Raw genomic sequence first — 24,611 nt, forward strand, 5'->3', positions numbered from 1 at the left:
TTTTAGGTTACTTACGCTTATTAAACTTCGTAATGTAAGAGTTAAATTGCTTTACTGATGATTTTAAATCTTTCAATGTTTTTGAAGCTTTTTTGTAAGCTGCTTTGTTTTGTTTAGAGTTGTTTCTCTTAACTGCTTTCTTGGCAGCTGATACTTTCTTAGTTTCAGTCTTTACAGCCTTCTTCTTAGCAGCTAATTGTTTCTTAACAGCTTTTAAGTCTTTTGCGTTAACAACTTTACCAGTATTAAAGTTAATAGTTCCGTTCTTTCTTACATTGTAAGTGACTGATTTAACTTTAGCAGTACCTGATGTTTTCATTCTTCCAGTACCATCAAATGAATAGTAGTGACCCTTAATTTTGTGAACACCTGACTTAACTTGGCTCTTTGCATTTAGCAAGAACTTACCTGCAGGAGTAACAATTAATTGATTAGGAGCGTATACAGCACTCTTCTTAATGGTAATTTTCTTACCCTTGTACTTGAATGACTTGGTAACAAGTTGTGCATTATGTGCATTGTAGTAAGAAATGGTCTTGTTTTTGTTTACGACCATCTTGTTCTTAGCTTGAACACCACTGTTGTAGAAGTAGTACTTCTTACCATTAATAGTTTGGTGTCCCTTAACAACATAACCTTTCTTATTAGCATAGTACCAGTTATTGTTGTATGAGAAGAAACTGTCTTTAACTAGACTACCAGAGCCATTGTTAAAGAATTCCTTCTTACCATTAACCCATACCATTGCATTCTTAACTTGATAACCATTATCATCAAAATATTGACTACTTCCATTTGAAGTTAACATACCGGTATGAACATTACCGTTTTTATCGATATAAATAATTTGACCAATTGTATCACTAACGAAATATCCAGAATCTGTAGCTTTGATACCATTAGCTTGGTAATAAGATAAAGATCCATCCTTTTCCTTAACAATTGCGTCTCTTACGTTTAATCCACTTGGTAGGAAGTAATATTCATATCCATTAATAACTGTTGGTGTAGTTACAAAGTTTCCATTTTCATCAACATAGTACCAATTACCAGATTGATCTCTTAGGAATGAATTTCTAGCAGTGTATCCACTTGTAGTAACATATTGTGGTTTTCCATTAACTGTTTGTAATCCATAATTTACAGATTGTCCTAATAATTCTTTTGGTAAAATTGTGGCCGCGATATTTGGATTACTTGCTGTCTTAACAGTAAAGTAGTCTGAACCATATGAATTACTTAGAACGTATTCTGCACCACGTCCTTGAATGTTTGTACCGTTCAAGTATTGAGCATCCCATACTTTAATTTTCTTAGATGGATCAATTGTTTCACCTGTTGAAATTTGTTTAGTAGTAAACAAGTCAGGGTACATTTTTTGTAAATCACTTAGGAATTCTCCACCATACTTGTATTGGTAATCTGTTCCAGAACCTTCACTATTTGCTTCATATAGCACATTAATTAAGTTAGTCTTAGGACTAGTCTTTCCAACTGTATTAACACGTGTAGCTGAAACAACTTGTTTATTTGGTAGCGTATATAGTTGGTCAGGAACAAAGTCAACTAATACTTTCAAGTTTTTAGCGTGTAGAGCTTTAATAGCTGTTGCTAATTGTTCAGCAGTACCGTACTTAGTTGGAGTATTAAATCCTAAATCATATCTATCATTAAATGCATACCCGTTTTGAACTGTTGAATCCAAGAATGATCCATCTGTTGTTGAACGATATTGTGGTGGTAATTCAATGTTAGTAAATCCTAAATTGCTGAACATCTTTGCCTTTGTAGCAATTACAACATTTGAATATTGAGATTGTTTAGTTGGAATACTTTGGAAGTTAGAAAATGCTTCAAAGATAACATTTGAATCCAAAGCAGCGTTTGAATGGAATGATCTACCATCCTTGCTTGCTTTAGTACTTGGTGCTGTTCTAACATCTTGTTTTGCTGATGCTCCAACTGGTACCCACATTGATAGGTATCCTGATACTTGTGGATTAGCATATCCCTTGATTGCTGAACCGGTAAGAACTAAGCGTCCCTTTGAATCTGTGTAAATAACACTCTTCTTGGCACTCTTGTCAGTAGCATATGTGGCAATACCCTTCTTAGTAGTATTAACCAATGGACGATATGCTTGGTTCTTGTGGGCAGCACCCATGTAGATAACTACTTTATCTTTCTTACCTAGCTTAAGTTTTGGATTGTTACTTTCAATAACAGCAATACCAGATTTTCTAGTATTTTTTGTTCCTTTTGAATTTACGGTTTGTGCACCCTTACCAAAACGAACAGATACTAATACGCTATTTTTACCGTTATTTACAGAAACTGTCTTCATAGCTTGTCCACCGGCTACATACTTCACTCTACCCTCTAGCATTGCACTAATTGAGTTGTAGTAAGGTGTCTTAGTTGCCATAAATTGTCCATTATCAGTATACATATCACCATAGTAAACACGTGGTGTTGTATCTTTATTAGTTAGCATTAAAGCATAAGCTGCCGGAATGTTGTATTGTGTATACTTTTTGTTTGTACTTCTTTGGTCCGCATTGTAAATCTTAAATGCTTTATTGATTTGTGACCAAGAAGGAGTATATCCAGTTGAGTTTGGATCGATATGATCTTTAATGATTTTAGCAATAACATCTTGTACGCCATTATCATGAGCTCTTACGATTTGGTAGTTTGGAATATTTACGTTATCAGCTGAGTCTTTTCTTCTATTAACTAATCCATAATTAATGAATCTTGAAATAGATTTTCTTGCATTAGGTTTGGCCATCAAACTAGATTGCAATGCAGTTAGATATCCACCATCTATAGACATTTGGTCAGCACCATGGTCTTTTAGATAGTAGGCATCATTTTGACTCCAATCTTCAAGGATAGCAATATGATCATTTGCATTCTTGTTATTCTTATTGATGGCATATGCATCTCTATAATATTTTCCGATAATATTTAAAATATCTGAGTCCATATTATCAGCGGCATCAACACGAACACCATCAAAGTTAGCATTTTTATCATTTTGTGTAATGCTTCCAAAGTTCATTAAGTAATGTAACCAGTTCAATGTTTCAGCTTGAACAACTGGATTTGAATTATCAACATCATTACCTAATAAGAATTCGTAACCAGCATATCCACTTACTTTATAGTTAACTTTTCCATCTTGTTGTGTTGGTGTTCTATTTATTAATCTGTAGTTTGAATTTGCGTTAACTGTTTGACTGTTATTTCCATATTTTAGTGCTCCACCTTGGAAACCGTCATTCATATCATAGTTTTCACTACCGATATTCCATTGACTTTGTGAATTAACAAAGTTGTTAAAGATAGTTTTAATTTTATCTGCATTTCCATTGTTAGATTGAATATTTTTTTCAATATTTAATCTAACTGTTGCAGCAGCATCATTTAATTGATCAGAAGTATTGTTTGAGCTAAAAGTACCTGAAACTAGTCCTTGTTTGCTCATGTAATTCAAGTAATCAATTTGAACTTTTTGAGATGGCCACCATACACTTAATAGTGGTCTAAAGTCATTAGAGGTAGAATCTCTCCATTGACTATCGCTAACTTGAATTTGTTTTGGACGATACCATGAATCAGCAGTTATAAAGCCGTTAACATTAGTAATGTTATTATCATCAGCAGAGTATATAGCAGTCTTATCTGTAGCAGCTATTGTTCCAGATTCGAAACTATTTGATGTATTAATACTTGTATTATCTAAAGCACCGTCTGCTCCAAAGTAATATGTAACGTTATTATCTGTTATAACTTGACCCTTTAATTCCACATTACCATTGTAGTAATGAACTTTTCCATCAATAATCTTAGTATGAGACTTAAAGTCAGCAGAAGCATTTGATAGAATTTCTTTATCATTTGATGATAAAGAATTATCATTAGATGCATTTGATGATGGTGTAGCTGAATTATCATTAGATCCAGCTACAGTTACAGCTGAAGACTCAACAGCAAAATTGCTAGAATTAGAAGATACAGCAGATGATGGTGTAGCTGAATTTGCAGCGGAAGAACTCACTACATTTGTTGAGTTTGTGCTTGCTGAAGATGAGTTCAGTGATGAAGCACTGTGAGTTGATGCTGTTGGTGCATTACTAGTTGTTGTACTATTATTTGTTGTCGCATCAGCTTTAGCAGAAACTTGATTATTGATTCCTGTTAATGTCACAACAACAGCCCCAGTCAAAATACCGGCAGTAATCCACTGTTTTCCAGATTTATACATTTTAAAATGTAATTTTCTATCATTTTTACTGAAATTCATAATTTTCCTCCAAATCAATTTTCAATATACGATATAAAAAAATTATATCAAATTTGTCCACAAAAATAAGTACTTTTTAATATTGTTTTAAGAAACTTAATATTTTAACTTAATTAAAATGATATTAATATAATTTTATTAGTAAACAAACTGTATAAAAAACATTGCATATAGATTCAAAAAATCACCTATGCAATGCTTTTTAATTAGTTATTTTTTCTTGTTCAAATAAATCAATTACTTATTTTTTGTACTTTTGTAATAAATAGAACTTGGTAACGAAGTCTTTGTCCCATTAATCTTAAAGTATTTACCATTATTCCAATCTTTTAAGACATATCCCATTCCTAATCCCAATACATTTGTACCGTTCATATATTTAGCAGACCATTCCTTAATAGGTTTGTTTGCTGGAATGCTTGATCTCTTGCTTGAAGTAAGAGCTAATTTAACTGAGCCATCTTTTTGATTGTCTTTGTAATAGTATTTATATGTTTTTGCCTTAAATAAACTAGGATATTTCTTCTTTAGTTCTTTAAGGTATTTTCCACCAAACTTAGTTTGATACTTTCCACCACCAATAGTATTTACAACATATAATTGGTTTCCAAATGGAACATCAACATTATTACCATAAGCACTAGCTCGAGAAGTAGATACTACTTCTTTACCAGGAAGGTTATATAGTTGATTATATACAACATCAGCCATAACTTGCATGCCTTGAGCATGTAGGGACTTAATGGCCTTTCTTAAATCTTTATCTGTACCGTATTTGGTTGGCTTACCGAAACCTAAATCATATCTGTCTGAGAATGCATACCCGTTTTTTATAGTTGAATCGACAAAACTCTTATCGTTGGTAGAACGATATTGAGGTGCCATTTCAAAACTTGTAATACCCCATTTTTTAAATGTTTTAGCATTTTTGGCAATTACAACGTTAGTGTATTGACTCTTATTTTTTGGCATAGGTTGAAAGTTTGAGAATCCTTCAAAAATCAAGTTAGAAGCTAAAGCATCATTTAAATGAAGTACTTTACCATCATTTCTGGCTTTCTTTGATGGTTTTGTTCTAGCATCTTGTCCATTCTTAGCACCAACAGGTACCCATACAGCTAAATATCCGGAAACTTGTGGATTTAATGTTCCCCTTACACTTGTGTCACTTTGTCCATTAACATCTTTATTGCTAAATGTAAGAACCCCATTTGAATCAGTTTCTACAACAGGCGCATTTTTATCAGAAGAATATGTCTTGATTCCATCTTTGGTTGTTAATAAAACAGGACGATATTGTTGGTTCTTATGAGCTGCACCCATATTTAAAGTAACTGTTTGTCCATCATTAAGAACTTTATTAGTGTCGTTACCAACAATTACTCCAATTCCTTCATTTCTAGTTTCAGATGTACCTTGTGAATTAACATTATTAGCACCTTTTCCATAACGAACACTTGTTAGGAATCCATTTGAATCCATGCTCATACTTTGACCACCGGCAACATATTTGGTTCTAGCCAGCATCAAACTAACGATGTCATCATAATATAGACTCTTTTTTTGCATGAATTGTCCATCATCTTGATACATATCACCATAGTAGATACGAGGAACAGTGTTGTTGTTAGTTAGCATTATTGCATAGGCACTTGGAACGTTATAGTCATTGTATTTCTTAACAGTTTTTCTTTGATCATCATAGTATAACTTCAATCCATCTCTTAATTGCTTAGGAGTAAAGTTTGCCCAATCAGTTATACCAGAATTATCCATAATTGCTTGTCCAACTCTTTCTTGAACTCCCTTATCATGGGCATGAACAATAGAATAAGTTGGAATAGAACTATTGTTAGTAGTTCCTGAATGATCTGAAATAATGATTCCAGAATCATACTCTTTAATTAATTTACTTAAGTCTGCAGAATTTCCTGAGTTTCCTAATAGTCCATCAATATCATTTCTATAAGGAGATTCAATTAGAGAATCTGAATGTGAATAACTTGTTGCCGCTTCTAGACTACCTTCAACCAATGAAATATGCTTATCAGCATTGCTATCATTCTTTGTAAGTTTGTATAAATCCCTTAGGTAATCATTACTTCTTTGAACTATATCATTACTGATAAAGTCCACAGCATCAATTCTGATACTATCGAAATTAGCTTTAGGATCTTTAGCAGTTATTGAACCAAAGTGAGTTAAATAATGTAGCCAATTAATATCTTCAGCTTGAACTGATGGGTTAGAGTTATCAACATCATTTGCTAATAAAAAGTCAAAAGCATTACCAATTTGACGATACTTTGAATTAGTTTTTGGAGTTAAACGATTATTACCATACTTCAAGTATCCTCCTTGGAACCATTGAGCATCCCCTTGTCCAGGATATTCAGATGCAGAACTCCAAACATATTGTCTCTTTATAAATGATGGTTCAGTAGTTGTACCTTGGAATAACAACTTGTCTAACCATTTAGTACTTTTCTTTTTACTAATGCGTTTCTCAATATTAACTTGGGCTTTTTGAGCAGCAGCATTTAATGTTTGTTGATCAGAGAAAACAGTGTACTTTTCCTTATTAGATAACAAACCGTTCATTTGCATTAAAGCTAAATAATTAACCTGAACATCTTTGTTTGGCCATGCTACTGTTACTAATGGTCTAAAATCTTTAGAAGTAGACTTACGCCATTTCTTACCGTTAGCCAAAACTTGTTTAGGACGATACCATGAATCTGCTGTTAAGAATCCATCAACTGTGTTTGTGAAATTAGATTTATTTACACCATTAACAGCATTATATTTATCAAAATTAGTACGAACAGATTTACCTAAATTGGTAAATAAATATGAACCATTTCCATTATCATCAAAGTAGTATGTAACACCATTAACTGCTACTTGTTTATTCTTTACTTGTTTTCCAGTTTTATAATCAAGGTACTGTAAATTACCATTTACGACGTTTAATCCTTTTAAAGTCCCGTCATTAGAAGAAACAACTCTATTTACTTTACTAGTTACATTTCCTTGGTTTGAATCTACATAATAATTTGTGTTTCCTAAGTTAATAGATCCACCTTTTAGCTGAAATCCATCTTTTTCATCGTAATATTGAACTGAATCTCCAATTGTTGCAACACCCTTTACAGTGTTATTGCTCTTATCTTGGTAGGTCCAAGCAGCTTTATTATCAGTACTTGGGTTAGTGTACTTTCCACCAGTATAATCTGATATTTTTGTTCCTTGACCAGTTTTGCTATCGAAATAATAAGTGTTTTTTCCAACACTAATAATGTTACCTTTTACTTGAGTTCCATCACTTTCATTAAAGTAGAAAATGTTTGAACCATCACTATATAATCCTTTTGCAGCATTGTTTTGAGAAACATACTTCCATGTTTTTCCATTATCACTAGATACATACTTTCCATCTTTTGGAAGTGTAGAAATTCCATTACTACTATTGCTATTTTGAGAAACTTGGGTTGTTGTTACCCCGTCTGCCTTTGCTACAACATTCCCACTAAATAGTTGGTTTCCACTGAAGATAGCAATTGAAGCTACCACAGTTGTTAGTCCCGCAATAACCCATTGTTTTCCAGATTTATACATTTTGAAATGTAATTTTAAATTATTATGTTCTGCTTTCATGTAATCCCCCTGCTTTAACAATTATTAAAAAACATTAATTTGATTATATCAATTTTTAATACTTTTTTAAACAAAATTAAAATCAATAATTAATTATTATCTAATAAAACAATTTAGTAATTTGGCAAAGCAAAATAAAAGAGAATACCCTTTTGGGTATCCTCTTTTTTAATAATATAAACAGATAAAAAGTGATTATTTTTTCTTATTTTTCATAGAAGAGGCTTTCTTAAAGTTATTAACAATGGACTTCTTCATCTTAGATTCGTCACCCTTATACTTCTTAATGGCTTTAGTAAGTTTCTTTTTGTCCTTCATATCTTTTTCATATGTCTTCTTCAACTTCTTACTACTATGGTGTTTTAATTCTTTCTTATCCTTAGCTATCTTTTTGTTTAAGCTATTCAATGCCTTTTGATCTTTTTTAAGATTCTTGGCACTCTTTAAATATTTTTCAACAGTGTTTTCTTCAGCAACAAGCGCTAAGTAGTACTTCTTATTAGCCTTATATTTTTGTAACAAAGCATTGTATTCTTTTTTGAGTTTCTTTGAACTGTGTTTCTTAAGTTCAGCTTTTAGTTTATCTAATTGCTTCAACTCTTTCTTCACTAATTTTTCTTGTGAAGAAGCTTGTTTATTAACCTGTTTCAAACTCTTAGTGGTTAACATCTTGCTTTGAATCTTTTGATTTTCACGAGTTTGAGTTCTTGATAGAGTATTTACATCGCTCACGTGTTGAGTAGTTTGATTATTAACGCTATGATCGTTGGAAAATCGATTATTAGTTGTTAATTCCCTATTACTCAATACTTTATCAGAATCGTCATTGGCATGAGATTGAGATGGTTTGTTTTGACTAACACCATTTCCGTTCTCATGAGCGATTGTTTTACCTTGTTCACCATGACTTAATGAGCTGGTTTGTGCTTCATGACTAGCTGCGCTATTTGGGGCGCTTGAATTTGCTTGTGCTTCATGACTTGCTGGGCTGCTTTGAGCACTTGAACTACTTTGTTCGTTATGGCTTGAAGCACTACTTTGGGCACTTGAACTTGTTTGTGTTTCATGACTCACTGAGCTGCTTTGGGCACTTGAACTTGTTTGTGCTTCATGACTCACTGAACTGCTTTGGGCACTTGAACTTGTTTGTGCTTCATGGCTTGTTGAACTGCTTTGGGCACTTGAGCTTACTTGTTCTTCGTGGCTTGCTGAGCTGCTTTGCACACTTGAACTACTTTGTTCTTCATGACCCGCTGAACTGCTTTGAGCGTTTGAGCTACTTTGTGCTTCATGACTTGATGAACTACTTTGGGCATTTGAACTTGTTTGTGCTTCATGGCTTGCTGAGCTACTTTGGGCGTTTGAGCTACTTTGGGCTTCATGACTTGCTGAACTGCTTTGAGCGTTTGAGCTACTTTGGGCATTTGAACTCGTTTGTTCTTCATGACTTGCTGAGCTGCTTTGTGCACTTGAACTTACTTGTTCTTCGTGGCTTGCTGAACTGCTTTGTGCAGTTGAGCTTGCTTGTTCATCGTGGCTTGCTGAGCTACTTTGTGCACTTGAACTACTTTGTTCGTTATGGCTTGAAGCACTACTTTGGGCACTTGAACTTGTTTGTGTTTCATGACTCACTGAGCTGCTTTGTGCACTTGAACTTATTTGTGCTTCATGACTTGATGCACCACTTTGTGCACTTGAACTTGTTTGTGCTTTGTCACTTGCTGCGTTGCTATTAGCAGATGAACTTGTTTGTGTTCCATTACCAGTTGATGATCCATTGGTTTCGTTGCTAGTAGTTGTCAATACACCATCATTGTCAGCATGGTAAGTAATGCCGCCTACTACAACGTCTTGGCTTTGTTTCATAACCCCATTTTCATCAAAGAAGTATTTATCACCGTTAATAACAATAAGACCCTTAGTTGTCTTGTTATTGCCATCCAAATGATAAGTCTTGCTATTTATTGTTATGAAGTATTGAGGCATGTTCATTTGGCCATTTGAGTTAAAGTGAATTGTGCTTCCATCTACAGTCATGTCAGATGTAACTAAATAACCATCTTTAGCATCATAGTATGAAATGGTTCCATCATCATTAAATACATATTTACCTTTTTCTTGAACTCCATTTTGATCAAATAGTAATTGATGATTTTGGATATGTTGAACACCTTTAACAAGTTGTCCATCATTCCCAGCGTAGTAAACATTTCCATCATTAATAATGAATCTATCAGATACAACCGCACCTGATTGTCCGTCTAGATAAAGGTTCTTACCGTTGATGTTTACAAACTTACCTTTTTCTTGAATACCATTATTATCAAAATACATTTCTTGTCCATCGATTTGTTGGTATCCAGTCACTTTAAGTCCTTCTGCATCTAGATAGTAAATATTACCATCGTTAAATACAAAGTTATTTGTAACTTGGTATCCGTCTGATTCATTGAAGTACTTGTCTTCATTGTTAATTTTGACAAATTGTCCCTTTACTTGAGTTCCATCAGAATTGAAGTATAGGTAATGGTCACCAATATGTTGATATCCAGTTACTAAATTACCGTCGTTATTCGCATAAAATACGTTTCCATTATATAAAACAAAACGGTTGCTAACTTGAGATCCTGTATCTTTATCAAAGTACATTAGCTTTCCATTCAGATTAACGATAACATCCTTGATTTGTGATCCATCTTCATTAAAGTACATGTGTTGACCATTAATTAACTGATATCCAGTTACAAGATGTCCTTGGTTATCGGCATAGTATTCTTTACCATCATGAATAATAAAGTCATTCATAACCTCTGAACCATCTTTTCCGTTGAAGTAAACATTTTCACCGGAAACATTAATAAATTGATCTTTAACTTGTACTCCATCGTAATTGAAGTATAAATTTTTACCATTGATGTTTTGGTAACCAGTAACAAGGTAGCCATTGTCGTCAGCATAGTATACATTTCCATCGAATAATACAAACTTACCTTGAGATAGTTCCCCACTATTTTCATCAAAGTACATTTTGTGACCGTTCAACGTTACTATTGCGCCCTTGATTTGCATACCAGTGTTATCAAAGTAAAGGGTCTGATGTCTTACACGTTGTAATCCTTTTACCAAGGCACCATTTGAATCTGCATAATACCAGCCATTGTTGAATGAAATGAATCTATCGGTAACTAAGTTTCCAGATCCATCATCAAAATACATACTGGTACCATTAAAGTTAACGATGTCACCTTTAATTTGATATCCATTTTCATCAAAATATTGAGTATTTCCATGAATATCAACAATTCCAGTATCCAATGTTCCATTATCATTTACGTATAGCATTTGATTTATGTTCTTACTGAAGTAATATGCTGAAGTTTTAGCCATGTAACCATTATTTTGGTAGTAGTTCATTGTTCCATCACTATTAACCGCAACAAAATCTCTTAAGTTAACACCATTTGATAGGAAGAAATACTTATTCCCATTGATTACTTGTGGAGAAGTAGCAAAGTCACCGTCATTATCTACATAGTACCAATTACCATTATCATCTTGGATAAAGGTGTTTTTAGCAATGTAACCACTAGTTGATACATATTTACTCTTACCATCAATAACTTTCAAACCGTATTCGACATTATTACCTAATAATTCATTTGGTAAATTAGAAGTCTTGATGTTGGTATTTCCGTCATCTGTGACAGTAAAGTAGTTTGAATTTGGAGTACTACTTAATACATATCCAGCTCCACGGCCTTGAATGTTAGAACCGTTTAGGTATTCAGCGGTCCAAACTTTCAGTTTCTTAGAAGCATCAATTGGTTGACCTGTTGAAATTTGTTTTGTAGTAAATAAATCAGGATATAGTTTTTGTAGTTGTTCTAGGAATTCCCCACCATACTTATATTGATAGTCAGTTCCGGAACCCTTACTGAATGCATCATACAAACTATTAATAAGATCTGAATTAGCATCCGCATTACCATAAGCATTTGTTCTAGTTGCATTAACAATTTGTTGGTTAGGTAATGAATATATTTGATCAGGAACAATATCTGCTAACACTTTAATACCTTGTGCATGTAATGCCTTGATGGCGTCCATTAGTTGTTCAGCAGTACCGTATTTAGTTGGTGTGCCAAATCCTAGGTCATATCTATCGTTAAATGAATAACCATTTTGTACCACTGAATCAATAAATGAACCATCAGTTGTTGAACGATATTGTGGTGGCAATTCTAGATAGGTAAATCCTAGATTCTTAAAATCTTCTGCATTCTTTTGAATAACGACATTTTCATATTGGTCAGGCGTTTGGGCAAAATCTTGGAAGTTAGAAAATGCTTCTAAGATAACATTTGAGTCTGATGCTTCATTAGAATGAATTGATTGGCCATCGGTTGTTGGTGTTGAACTTGGAGCAGTTCTAATATCTTGGTTATCTGCAGCTCCTAAAGGAACCCACATTGATAGATATCCGGATACTTGTGGAGTTGAGTATCCCTTAATGGTACTTCCATCTAATGTTAAGTCACCATTGTCATCAGTACGAACAACTGCATAGCCAGTAGAGCTATCACTATCAAAAGTATCAATACCTGAATTTGAGGCTGTTAATAGCTGACGGTATTCTTGATTCTTGTGTGCTGCACCCATGTGGATAACAACCTTATCTTTAGCAGAAAGAGTCAAAGTAGGATTGTTACTTTCAACAACAGCAATTCCTGATGTTCTGGTTAAACTGCCACCTAAATCATCAGCATTTAATGCATCTTTACCATATCTAACGGACGTAAGAATAGTATCTTCGCCATTGTTAACCTTAACAGCTTCCATGTGTTGACCACCGGCAACATACTTAACTCTTGATTTAAGCATTTCGGCAATTGAATCATAATATGGTGTCTTTTGGGCCATAAATTGACCACCATCGGTATACATGTCACCATAATAAACTCTTGGAGTTGTGTCTTTGTTGGTTAAAGTCAAAGCATATGATGCTGGAATGTTGTATTGTGTATATTTCTTAACAGCACTATTTTCATCTGCATCATATATCTTGAACGCTTCTCTCATTTGTTCCCATGTAGGGTTAGAAGCTGATGCGTGAGGATCAATATTATCAATGATAATTTGTGAAATAATGTCTTGAACACCGGCATCATGGGCTCTAACAATTTCATAATTAGGAATTGCTTGGTTGGTTGTATTATCATCTTGTCTATTTACAACACCAGCATTAATGATTGTGGACATATCAGATCTTACTGCAGGGTTATACATTAAAATTGAACGCAATGAGTTCAAGTAACCACTATCAATGGTCATTTGATTTGTACCATGATCTTTTTGATAGTATGGATCATTTCCACTCCAGTCTTCTAGAATAGAAAGATGATTGTCTGAGTTAACGTCATTTGCATTAATCTTGTATGCATCTCTAAAGTATTGACTGATAATATTTAAAACATCAGCGTCCATATTATCAACGGCATCCACACGTACACCGTCAAAGTTGGCTGAACTATCATTGTTAACAATTGAACCGAAATTCATTAAATAATGTAACCAGTTTAACGTTTCAGCTTGTACAACAGGATTGGAATTATCAACATCATTTGCTAATAAGAATTCAAAACCTGGATCGGTTGTGTGTGTATAATCTACTTTTCCATCTTGTTCAGTTGGGTTTCTATTAAGTAATCTGTAATTGGAATTGGCATCTTTCGTTTGACTGTTGTTTCCGTATAGAAGAGCCCCACCTTGTAAACTATCACCGGAATTATAGTCTTCACTATTAATATTCCATTCATCTTGAGAGTTCACAAAAGTAGTAAATAAAGCTTTGATTTCGTCTAAACTACCGTTATCAGCTTTAATCTTATTTTCAATGTTCAATCTAACAGTGGCAGCTGCGTTATTGATGTCATTAGCAGAACTATTACTGTCGAATTGACCACTAACTAAGCCGTTTTTACTCATGTAATTTAAGTAATTAATTTCAACAGTCTTGTTAGGCCACCATACACTTAACAATGGTCGAAAATCTGCGTTAGTAGAATCTCTCCATTGAGTGTCGCTAACTTGAATTTGCTTTGGACGGTACCAAGAGTTAGCAGTTAAAAATCCATCAATATTTGTGATTGATTTTCCGTCAGGAGTGTAAATAGATAACTTATCTGATGAATTGATTGATCCATCTGAGAATTTAGAATTGAATGTAGTTAAGTAACCATCAGTGCCAAAATAATAATATGTGTCATTGTCTTCAATCAATGCTGATTTCACTTGATTGTTGTTTGAATCATAGAAGTATGTTTTTCCATCAATTTCTTTTGTATGTGCTTTCAAACTTCCTGAAGCATTTGAAGCTAATTGCACACTCAAAGAAACAGATGCAAATGATGATTGCGCTGAACTGTCACTTGCATTTGATGATTGTGATGAACTAGCACTTACGCTTGATGATTCACTTGAATTGCTAGCTTGTGAACTTTCATTTTGAGATGAAGAACTTGAACTCACTGATTGTTCAGAGTTTTTGGAGCTAGATGATGATGTATCTGTTTTTGATGAACTTGATAATGAAGAAGCAGAAGAGCTTACGCTATTTGATGAGCTTGCACTGGATGCAATAGAAGATTTTGCGGAATCTGGTAATGAACCAGTTCCACTTATGTATGATGATGCTGAGTACGCACTTTTTCCGCTATCGGAATTACTGGATGCGTAACTACCTGTATATGTAACGTTATTTTGATCAGCTTTAGCGGAAACTGTTGGATTATCAACGTGTTCAGCAAACACAACTGACATTGTAGCTGATAAAATACCTGCTACAATCCATTGCTTACCGCTTTTGTACATCTTATAATGTAATTTTTTCTCTTGATTATTGTTCATAAATACCACCTAATTCAATGATAAAGTTATTATTTTTGCAACATTATTGTAACAAAAACACATAAAAAAGTTAAGAAAAATTTAATTTTTATTTAAGGTTCAGATGTTAATTTGTTTTAAAATACTTTTACCGCAGCATTTATATCCTTTACTTTTTCTTAAACGAAATTAAGTTAAATATTACAAATATTACAAACAATACAATAAAAGAGAGAATACCTCTAAGGTATTCTCTCTTTTATTTTTATTTAACGTCTAGGTTTACATCGCTAAAGACTTGATTAAAGGTTGCTCGCCACTTTCCTTTGGTTAGGTGTGGTGGTAACAGGAAGGTTCCTGAAGATACCCTTTGGCCTGCCTCTAGTCTTAGATCTTGCTCGTCTAGTTTTTTGACCAACCATTGAAGAGCATTCAGTGGATTACTTAACACCTCTGAAGATGTTCCATTTGCCACCTCTTTACCGTCATGGGTTAGTGTAGTTGTCACGTTCTCTAGGTTTTCCAGTGAGAAACTATTGGTATCGAACTCCTCTCCATAGACTAAGTATCCGCCGACCGCGGCGTCTGACATGACCATGTACTTAGACAGTGATGGGAACCAGTCAGAAAATCTTGAGTCTGGGACCTCAACTCCTGAGGATACAGTGGTCTTATTGGCCAGGTCCTCTAGGCTATCAGTTGGTAATAACGGCTCTTTGGCCTTAAAGACCAGTTCTACTTCTGCAAGTGGATCCATTAGTTCACTGTTCAGTGATAATGATACCGGTGATTGGACGAAGTGTGATTTAACTTGGGCTCCGTATAATGGTTCATTTGAATCAAACATGTCTTGGGTTTGTTTGCTGGTCAAACTGACCTTGTACCCTCCCAGATCCTCACCTTTTAGTTCCATTAGTCTTCTTTGAACTCTGTATGATGCCTCTTCGTCAGACACCATGTCTTCCCATTCATCCATCTTTAATGGCTTCTTGGTCTTGTAAGCTTCAAATAATGCGTTTGCTAATCTTTCTTCGGTTGCGGTTAATTCTAATGTTGTAGTTGTCATAATAATACGCTCCTTTTCTAGCAGCGTACCTTATCTGGTGACGCTGCAATCCAAAATAAAATATTAATCTGTCCATCATCTAATTCACTAATCGGTAATTGCATTGTCACCACTTCCTTTCCTAATCCAGATTGATAAATAAAAAAAAGCGCCCTCAAACCCATACTTAATATGGGTCTAAGGACGCTTCCGCGTGTTACCACCTTTAATTTAATAGTCTAAAAAGACTATCCTCTACGTACGGATAAAAATCGATACGCTGTCAACTTAACGGTTGCTACCGGCGCCACTTACTGTTGTTTCAGTGGGCTAACTAAAGAATGATAACTTTTGATCAGGTTCGTTATGCTGTCACATCAACCCAGCACTCTCTTAAAACGATTCTGATTAGTTGTTCTTATAATCGCTATTTATTTATCTAATTGACCCTATTATAAAAGCTCAATTAGAAAAGTCAATGCTTTTTAATTATTTTTTAATAAAAGTTTTCGTATAGTTCCATTGTGGACCAGCAGTGTTGTGAATAACGTCTTTGACGTAGCTCTTTTGTAGGTAGTAAGTTCTTACTTGATATAGTGGAGAAATTCCTTGATCATCGTTTAGTTCCTTACTTGCATCGATTAGGTCTTGCCAACGTTTGCTTGCATCATTTGCATCAGTAGTGCCGGCCTTCTTTAATAGTGCATTGAACTTAGTATCGTTATACTTACCAAAGTTGTAAGGTGTGTTTTGTTCGGGAATTTGTAAGAAGGTGATTGGATCTTTGAAGTCTCCACCCCATGATGATAGTGAAATTTCAAAGTTACCCTTAGTTAAGTTATCGTTTGCTAACTTCCCAGGAATGGTTCTTAGGTTTAAAGTGAAACCAGGAAGAACTGATTCTAGTTGTGCCTTCAAGTATTGAGTCGCAACTGGGGTATTGGCATCGTCAGTTGAAGCCATTAATGATAATGATACGTTCTTGATGCCTAATTCCTTCAATCCCTTTTCGTAGTATTGCTTAGCTAACTTCTTGTTGTAAGCTAGTGAGTCTTTGTTACCTTGTTGGTCGGCAAAATCCTTGTCCGTCTTTGGATCGTTAGCTAATCCATAAGGAACGAATCCAGTAATCTTCTTAGTGTTGAAACCTAGAATACTTTCGTTTAGTTGGTCTCTATCAATTGCTAAAGAGATTGCCTTACGAATGTTTTTGTTGTTAATAATCTTTCTGTTTTGTTCATCAGGGTCGTTAAAGTTGTAACGTAAGAATGTAGTCATTGAGTATGAGTAATCATGCAATTCTGAATTATTCTTGTAGTTCTTTAATTGTTCTGATGATAATGCGGTCACGTCAATCTTGCCTTGGTTGTATAGGTTCAAACTAGTGGTTGGGTTAGCTACAACTGTGTAGTTAATCTTCTTTAGTTTGATGTCCTTAGCATCCCAGTAGTTATTGTTCTTCACATATGACCAAGTATCATTGGTTCCGTTCCATCCTTCAATTGAGAATGGTCCTGAGTAAACCATGTACTTAGCATTAGTTCCATACTTATCACCGTACTTCTTAACAGTAGCTTGGTCTTGTGGCCCAAATAATGGATAAGCCATTAAGGTCTTGAAGTATGCGATTGGTTTAGTTAACTTAATTTGAACTGTATGTTTGTTAAGAGCTTTGATCCCTAACTTATTAGGGTTCATCTTACCGTTAGTGATAGCTTCACCGTTTTCAACATCATTGAATAAGTATGAGTATTCAGCCTTAGTTGATGGTTTTACAGTTCGACGCCATGAATATACGAAGTCATTAGCAGTGATGTCCTTGCCATTACTCCATTTGGCATCCCTTAGCTTAAATGTCCATGTCTTACCATCCTTACTAGTCTTAGCACTTTGCGCTAAATCTAGTGTTGGTTTCCCATCATCACCAAGCTTGTAAAAACTACTAAATGCATTTCCTGTTGATCCGTATCCTGTAGATGTTGAGATGTCTAAAGTACTTAATTGTGATGTGGCTGCTAAGTTCAATGTTTGTGTCTTGGCATCATTGCTGCCTGAATTATTACCACATGCTGCTAGCGTTACCCCTGCTAACGCCGTCATTGCTGATGCTACTAATAACTTTTTCATATTTTTTCACTCCTATGTCTTTGTATGTGCTCAATCAAAAGAAAAAGACCACTGCCTGAGGTTAACAATAATGTTAGCCTCAAACAGTGGTCTCTTATTCGTATAACTCAATTTTTATTAATTTCTGTCAAACTATCTCGAGTTACACGATTAAAAAGGTTACCACATTTGTGCTAACGACAGTTTGACAACAACATGAAATTAAAATTACGTTCTTCAAATGGATAACCTTCTTTCGTACAGATTGATTATCTTGAATAATACATGCTTACAAATGAGAAGTCAATGATTAATTCTCATCAATTTTTAATATAAAGTAAAAGTGACCACTTTTTCATTGCCCTATCAATAAAAGTTGTATACTATGAAGTAGAAAAGTAAACATGAGAAGGAATGAAAAAAATGAAAAGTACATTTTCAAAAATTGTAATCGTCATTATCTTGTTATTCATTGCCATCATCGCTGCTATTAGTATTGCTACCAAGAATAGTAACGTTGATTCCACATTGAAGGCAGTTAACCAAACCGTCGCTGTAACAAAGCAAAAACACGATGGTAAATATGAACTAGTTGTCAAAAACGATCAAACCAGTCAATACAGTTTTCCTCGTCTTGATTCATTGAAGAAAGACACATATAAAAAAGGAACTAAACTAACATCTACCAAGTTAGTCCAAGATGAACAAACAAACTTCTACAAGATCAACGATAATACTTACGTGCTATCTTCTGATGTAGACGTTAAATAAAAGAAAAGAGACCTCTGTGGAGGTCTCTTTTTTAATTATGGATTAATAAACGTGGGACAAAGTCCCTGGAATAAAGTAATCTATCTTCTCTTACCTATTCATAAATTAATATAACATCTGATAATTAATTCCCTAAAAAACGTCGATTATTTTAGGATTAGTTTTTAATGCTACTTTATAAATTTAAAATAATAGTTTTAAATGTTTTAAAATAAAACGCTAATGTAACAGCGACATACGTAATGGCATATGCAATCAAACTGATCCAGATATTACTAATGTGGCTAATGACAATGAATGCAAAAGCCATGATCATCAAATAATAGAAGTTTTTGATGAACTTCACCCCAGCTTCAGCGTTCATAAACCATTCGAGAGTTAGATACCATATCATTAACAACGGAATTGATAATAGCGCAATCTTAAGCGTACTATGACTCAATCTAAATCCAACGTAGTAAACGGCAAAGTCAAATACTAAGTTGGCTAATGAGATATAGCAGAAGTACTTAATTTTCTTCGCCATGATGTAGTCATTGAATATATAAGACTGAACAATACAAGTAATTCCGACTCCTGGAAAAACGATACTTAAATATTGAACAGATTCACTATAACTAGCAATAAAGTTGTTAACAATCCAAGCAATTGGATAGTATGAAGCAATGACGAAAAAGACAATTGCGTTCATGACTGCCATGTTTGAATCATGATTAGATACAACCGCTGATTTCCCCGCCTTTTTCATGTACGGTAACATTACTGAAGAAACGGCGTTAAACACTGTTAATAACAAGGCCGCTAGTGAGTAAGCAAATGCATATTTACCATATTCACTAACCTTGAAAAACATTGATATAAATTGATTATCAGCGTTAACCATCACCATTGTAATTTGATACGAGATCATAATCGCGAAACCAACTCTAAAAAAAACCCGGATGCTTTTAAATTGGCTAGCCATTGTTTTTCGTTTACCTAATATAATTTTCTTATATCTAATGAGGTAATAGCAAAGTAGTATAAACACAGCAAAGTTCATGTAAAACATGTAGTAAGTGACGTTTACATTGAAAGCTGTAAATTTATATAGATACAAAGCTAATAGTAAAAAGAATAGATTGATAAATGATTGAAGTCTTGCGATAGATGCCAATTCACTAAAGCGCATAATACACTTAGAGAAGAACTGAAAGTATGTTAGTGCATTTAATAAGAATGAATATATAGCAATCGCAATAATGATTTCTCGATTAATTTGCGGGATATTGATTAAGCATGCGAAGATACTCATTACAATACTTAAGAACAACTCAAATATTAACAAGAATAATGTATATGTTCTAAACTTCTTAAACGAGATATCCTCTAGTCTTTTACCGGCATTTCGAATTAAAATCCCATCGATAAATCCGATGTGAAGCAATGGTACATACGTCGTATATAGTGAGAATATTTTATAGTAACCATATCCATCATGGCCCAAGATAACAGGCGTAATAAATGATGATAAGACACTAATCATCAGTGATATTAAGTTACTGATCATTAGATTGATTATATTTTTAACAAACCCCTTATTCATTTATACTTTTACACCTACATTCTTAATGAAAAATACTTATTCAGCGTTTGAATCTCTCAATTCCGGCACCTTAATCTTAACTAGGATGAATGTGACTAATACCACTAAGGCACTAACGTAGAAGACCACATTGTAATCCCAGATAGATGAAATAATACTTCCCATTAATGAACCAATACAAATACCAACAGCTTGGGCACCTTGGTTTAGACTAAATGCCATCCCTGTAGATTCTGATGGTGTTCCCTTTGCCAACAATGTTTGAACAGATGGAAAAATTGCTGCATTGGAAACCCCAGTTAGGAATCTAAATACACCAAAGAATAGAACTGTTGGTGCAAATCCTTGAGGGAAGATAAATAGAATTGCCAAGATGAAACCAAGCGTTAGGATCTTGTTAGTACCGTATCTGTCCCCTATTCTTCCGAACCAAGGAGAAACAAGTACCATACCAATACCTGGCATAGCTGCAACAATCCCTGATACAACAGATACATTTCCAGAGTTATTCATCAACTCTTTAACGTATAAGGTAATCAATGGATTGATTGAGTTGTTCATAATTTGAAGCGCAATTGAGATAATTAAAATCCACACAACAAAGTGTGTGTTTGGAAAGCGCTTGATGATTTTAACAAACGATTCCTTCTTTTCTTTTAGCTTAGCTGGATCTGGCTTGAAGTGTTCTTCTACGAAGAAGTAAGTTAGTAAAAAGAACAAAAATAGCAGTAATCCCGTTACCATAAATGAAACACGAATACTCAATAATCGTACTAATAAACCACCAAAAATAGGTCCAACTAAGAAGCCACTTGTGTAACCAGTTGATAACCAACTTAATGCGTAACCTGTCTTGTTTCTAGGTGTACTAGTTGCAACCAATGCGATTGAGTTAGGGATAACTCCATCAAAGAATCCTTGTAGACACTTTAGGATTAGAAGTTCCCAGACATTGGTACAAAAAGCCATTAAGAATAGCGTAACAGCTGAACCGAATGATGTTTGTAACACCATTCTTTTTCGTCCATGACGATCAGCAAATCGTCCCCACATGGCCGATGTAAAAATTACGACAATAAAAGAAGAAGCATACACAATTCCACTAAGTAGTGAAAGTTGGCTCTTACTAAAATCGCCTAATTCAGAAATATATAGCGGTTGAAATGGAATAACTTCACTAAAGGCAATTCCTGTTAGAAAAGTACCGAATAGCAATATCCAAAGATTCTTACGCCAATGTTTATTATCGTCCAAAATTATTCCTCCTCTGTTTAAAGCAATTGTCTATAATAACATATACCCAAAGAAAAAATAATACCCAATTATTGCTTCATGCTAATTTTATTTACCATGAAGAATGAACAGATAATTGGTAGCAGTGCATAGTAATCAATTAGTGTTGATTCAAAGCTACCCTTGAAGATTAGCGCAATTAAAACAATATACAAAATATAGCAATTAGCCTTATGTGCGTTAACGAATGACTTTGCGTATATATATGTATAAATTAGAGAACCGATAATACCAGTCGAAATCAGGTTATAAACGTATTGGTTATCTACCCAAATTGGATTACCTTGTGCGAAATCGCTAACGTTGAATAGATTAAAACCGAATACCTTAAAAGCCTCATTTTGGAGGAATAAACGGTTGGAAGTTAAATCGTTTAACTTCACGAAAAAGGTACTGAATTGATTATAGTAGAAGACCACCATGACAGAGGTTAAAGTCATAATTAATAGGATGAAAATTCCCAAAAATGGCTTAAAAGATTTAATATTCTTGTTGAATACGAGCGGAATAATTAGTAGCACCATTAAGATAAATGCCACTTGTGAACTTCTTGAATCTGCATATATGAATTCAATAAAGAATCCTGTGATAAACATAAGTAAGAACCAGAATAGGTTACTGATTTTCTTTAAGTTTTGTAGACGTCCCGTACTATAGAAAAAAAGTAAAAATGAAATTAGGATGTATAAACAGTACCCGCCAAATGAATTAGGATGGTTAAATCCTAATGAACTTCTGATAGTGTCCCCTCTTGGAACATATACATCGTATTGACTGGGAAAAATACCACAGAAAAACATTATTAAAACCGAAGAAATGCAGACAAGTCTGGTGACAAAATCGACCTTAATAAATTTCTTAAAGCTAACCGATTCACTATTCATGATTAAAAATGACAGGCAAATAATCTGAAAATTAATCGATTTAAAACCAATCATATCAAGCAAAAACAAACCAGCTAAAATGATTAGGCAACTCATTTTGAGGCGATTGTTGATGTTTAACAATAAAAGCGTGGCTTGCAAAACAATAAAAATGGCAATTCCAGCCCACCAAATCATTTTTACATATCCAGGTTCTGGAAGTTGATCAACACTATTAAATTCACTGTACATATATAGCATTGATGTAGCCATTAAAACTATATACGAAAAAAGATATAATCGTTGTTTTATTATGTCTATCGTATCCACGTTTATTCTCCTTTATTAGCTAAGTAGTCTTTAAAGGTGTCTGTGATGACCGCTTCATCATCAATCTTTCTACCAAATGCATAATCGGTATTAACGACTGTCTTTAGACGATCAACGTCATCGGTAGTAAAGACGTATGGTTTACCATGACCATTAAGCCAATCGATATAACGACTTGCCATGGCACTTGATCTGGTCATTCTGTAATCATCAGAATAATAATCATACTTTTCAGTAAGACCTTTTGGCTTTAAATCGCGTAAGATGGTTTGAATAAAGAACTCATCACCAGTAAATGTGTTCTTAAACATATTGAAGTCCTTGAAATCAAGCACTCTTTTGACGTATTTAATGTCCATTGAGAACCAGTTACATCCCTTTTCCAATATCTTGTGCTTTAATCTATCCACACCTAGGATTGTGTTGATGTATTCCAGATTCTTAATAATCATGTAGAATCTAACACCGGTCTTTAGTTTCATATATCGAATTGGGTAATAGTACTTGGCACGGTTATAAATTTGTCTATCGATGTAATCTAGAAAACCGATCGCATATGGTTTCTTTTCGAAGTATGACTTGAAGTAATCAGGTGTCATTAATGGCATGTCGTTTGATGAAATTAGGTGGACATAATCATAACGATGAGTGTTGTATACCTCTTCTAACATCATGCGTTCAACCATTGTTTGGGTATCGGTACCCCAATAAACCTTGCGGCGATTTTTAACGAAGTAGATTTGAGAGTGAACACTCTTAAATTCTGGAATGTCAAATTTCTTATCCCAATGGATGAAAAAATCAATTTCTGGATCATCTAATACATCGATGGTATTTTGAACAATCTTTCCGTCTCCGTATCCCATAATCATAACTGCGTGTTTCATAGTTTCCTCCCAATCTTAATATTTCAATAATGACGCTAAGTCGTCACCGTAGGTTACATTGTGTGCAAAGGCATAGTCTGAATTAACGACTTTACCCAATTCGTCTTTGTCTTCATCAGAGAATTGATAAGCATTTTCATCGAACCAATTAATCTTTTTAGTTTTGACATAGTTCGCATATCTAGCTGAATCACCGTAAGCTTTCATTAAGTTAAAGCGGTTAGAATTCATTGTGTATTCAGGATTATTAGTCTTTAAGTTCTTCAATGCGGTTTGCGCAAAGAAGTTCTTTGGATTAATGGTATGACGATAGTTATCAACCTTTTGTTCATCTAATTCGGTTACATATTCTCTTGGTAGTGAGAAGTAAGGACATCCCTTTACGACATCTTCACTAGCAATTCTTTCAACACCTAACAAGTGGTTTAATAACATGCATACTTTAACGAATGGGAAAGCAGTCCATACTCTTTTGTAGTTAAAGTTGTTAAATGGGTAGTAGAAAGCCAATGAATGTTGATCTTGAGAATCGGAGAATTCTACAAATCCTAATTTAACTGGTTTACTTGCGAAGTAATCCTTGAAGTATTGTTTGGTCATCAATGGAAAATCGTTGGATGAAATCAAATGGAAGTATTCATAATCACCCTTCAATGCTTGGTTAATTAGTAGTTTTTCTTCTACTAGTTCAGCAAAGGTTTGGGCATGTACCTTCTTATTGCATCCCACAAAGTTTAATTTTGAGTTCTTGGCGGTTAAACTACCGTCATCTTTAGCGTAAATATAAAAATCGATATCTTTATCATCCAGTAGATTGATTGTTTGTTGTAAAGTATCAAATCCACCATTGTTCATAACGAGAATTGCTTGTCTCATTTCT

The 24,611-nt window shown here is 34.2% G+C and carries 11 protein-coding genes and 1 other annotated feature; of the genes, 1 reads left to right on the forward strand and 10 read right to left on the reverse strand.

Annotation, left to right across the window (positions count from 1 at the left end):
• Positions 1-7 precede the first annotated feature (7 nt).
• The 5 genes from RZ55_RS05890 to RZ55_RS05910 form a co-directional block, all read right to left on the reverse strand.
• Complete coding sequence (locus RZ55_RS05890) at positions 8-4,309, reverse strand: glycoside hydrolase family 70 protein (RefSeq protein ID WP_057175964.1); 4,302 nt, start codon at positions 4,307-4,309, stop codon at positions 8-10.
• 237 nt (positions 4,310-4,546) lie between these two features.
• Entirely contained in the window at positions 4,547-7,966 is a 3,420-nt protein-coding gene (locus RZ55_RS05895; protein WP_057175965.1) for a glycoside hydrolase family 70 protein, read from the reverse strand.
• 195 nt (positions 7,967-8,161) lie between these two features.
• Positions 8,162-14,872: a glycoside hydrolase family 70 protein gene (locus RZ55_RS05900; RefSeq protein ID WP_057175966.1), complete on the reverse strand. Its 6,711-nt coding sequence runs from the start codon at positions 14,870-14,872 to the stop codon at positions 8,162-8,164.
• Between the two features lie 244 nt (positions 14,873-15,116).
• On the reverse strand, positions 15,117-15,917 hold the full coding sequence (locus RZ55_RS05905; RefSeq protein WP_057175967.1) for a 2-keto-4-pentenoate hydratase: 801 nt from the start codon (positions 15,915-15,917) through the stop codon (positions 15,117-15,119).
• A gap of 176 nt (positions 15,918-16,093) precedes the next feature.
• Positions 16,094-16,330 (reverse strand) — a binding site (T-box leader).
• 55 nt (positions 16,331-16,385) lie between these two features.
• A complete protein-coding gene (locus RZ55_RS05910) occupies positions 16,386-18,023 on the reverse strand; it encodes a peptide ABC transporter substrate-binding protein (RefSeq protein WP_057175968.1) in 1,638 nt (545 codons plus the stop codon).
• A 402-nt stretch (positions 18,024-18,425) separates the two neighbouring features.
• Here RZ55_RS05910 and RZ55_RS05915 point away from each other — a divergent pair, with 402 nt between their 5' ends.
• The gene (locus RZ55_RS05915) at positions 18,426-18,773 is read left to right on the forward strand and encodes a hypothetical protein (protein WP_053792079.1); all 348 of its coding nucleotides are present in this window, start codon (positions 18,426-18,428) and stop codon (positions 18,771-18,773) included.
• A gap of 175 nt (positions 18,774-18,948) precedes the next feature.
• Here the strand turns inward: RZ55_RS05915 and RZ55_RS05920 are convergent, their stop codons facing one another.
• From RZ55_RS05920 to RZ55_RS05940, 5 genes are all read right to left on the reverse strand, one after another.
• Complete coding sequence (locus RZ55_RS05920; protein WP_057175969.1) at positions 18,949-20,358, reverse strand: oligosaccharide flippase family protein; 1,410 nt, start codon at positions 20,356-20,358, stop codon at positions 18,949-18,951.
• Positions 20,359-20,394: 36 nt separating this feature from the next.
• Positions 20,395-21,612: an MFS transporter gene (locus RZ55_RS05925; RefSeq protein ID WP_057175970.1), complete on the reverse strand. Its 1,218-nt coding sequence runs from the start codon at positions 21,610-21,612 to the stop codon at positions 20,395-20,397.
• Between the two features lie 68 nt (positions 21,613-21,680).
• Positions 21,681-22,787: an O-antigen ligase family protein gene (locus tag RZ55_RS05930; protein ID WP_143444208.1), complete on the reverse strand. Its 1,107-nt coding sequence runs from the start codon at positions 22,785-22,787 to the stop codon at positions 21,681-21,683.
• A 59-nt stretch (positions 22,788-22,846) separates the two neighbouring features.
• Positions 22,847-23,731: a beta-1,6-N-acetylglucosaminyltransferase gene (locus RZ55_RS05935; RefSeq protein ID WP_057175972.1), complete on the reverse strand. Its 885-nt coding sequence runs from the start codon at positions 23,729-23,731 to the stop codon at positions 22,847-22,849.
• Positions 23,732-23,746: 15 nt separating this feature from the next.
• Complete coding sequence (locus tag RZ55_RS05940) at positions 23,747-24,607, reverse strand: hypothetical protein (RefSeq protein ID WP_057175973.1); 861 nt, start codon at positions 24,605-24,607, stop codon at positions 23,747-23,749.
• Positions 24,608-24,611 lie beyond the last annotated feature (4 nt).

The sequence above is a fragment of the Apilactobacillus kunkeei genome, from assembly GCF_001421115.1.
GTDB classification, from domain to species: domain Bacteria; phylum Bacillota; class Bacilli; order Lactobacillales; family Lactobacillaceae; genus Apilactobacillus; species Apilactobacillus kunkeei_F.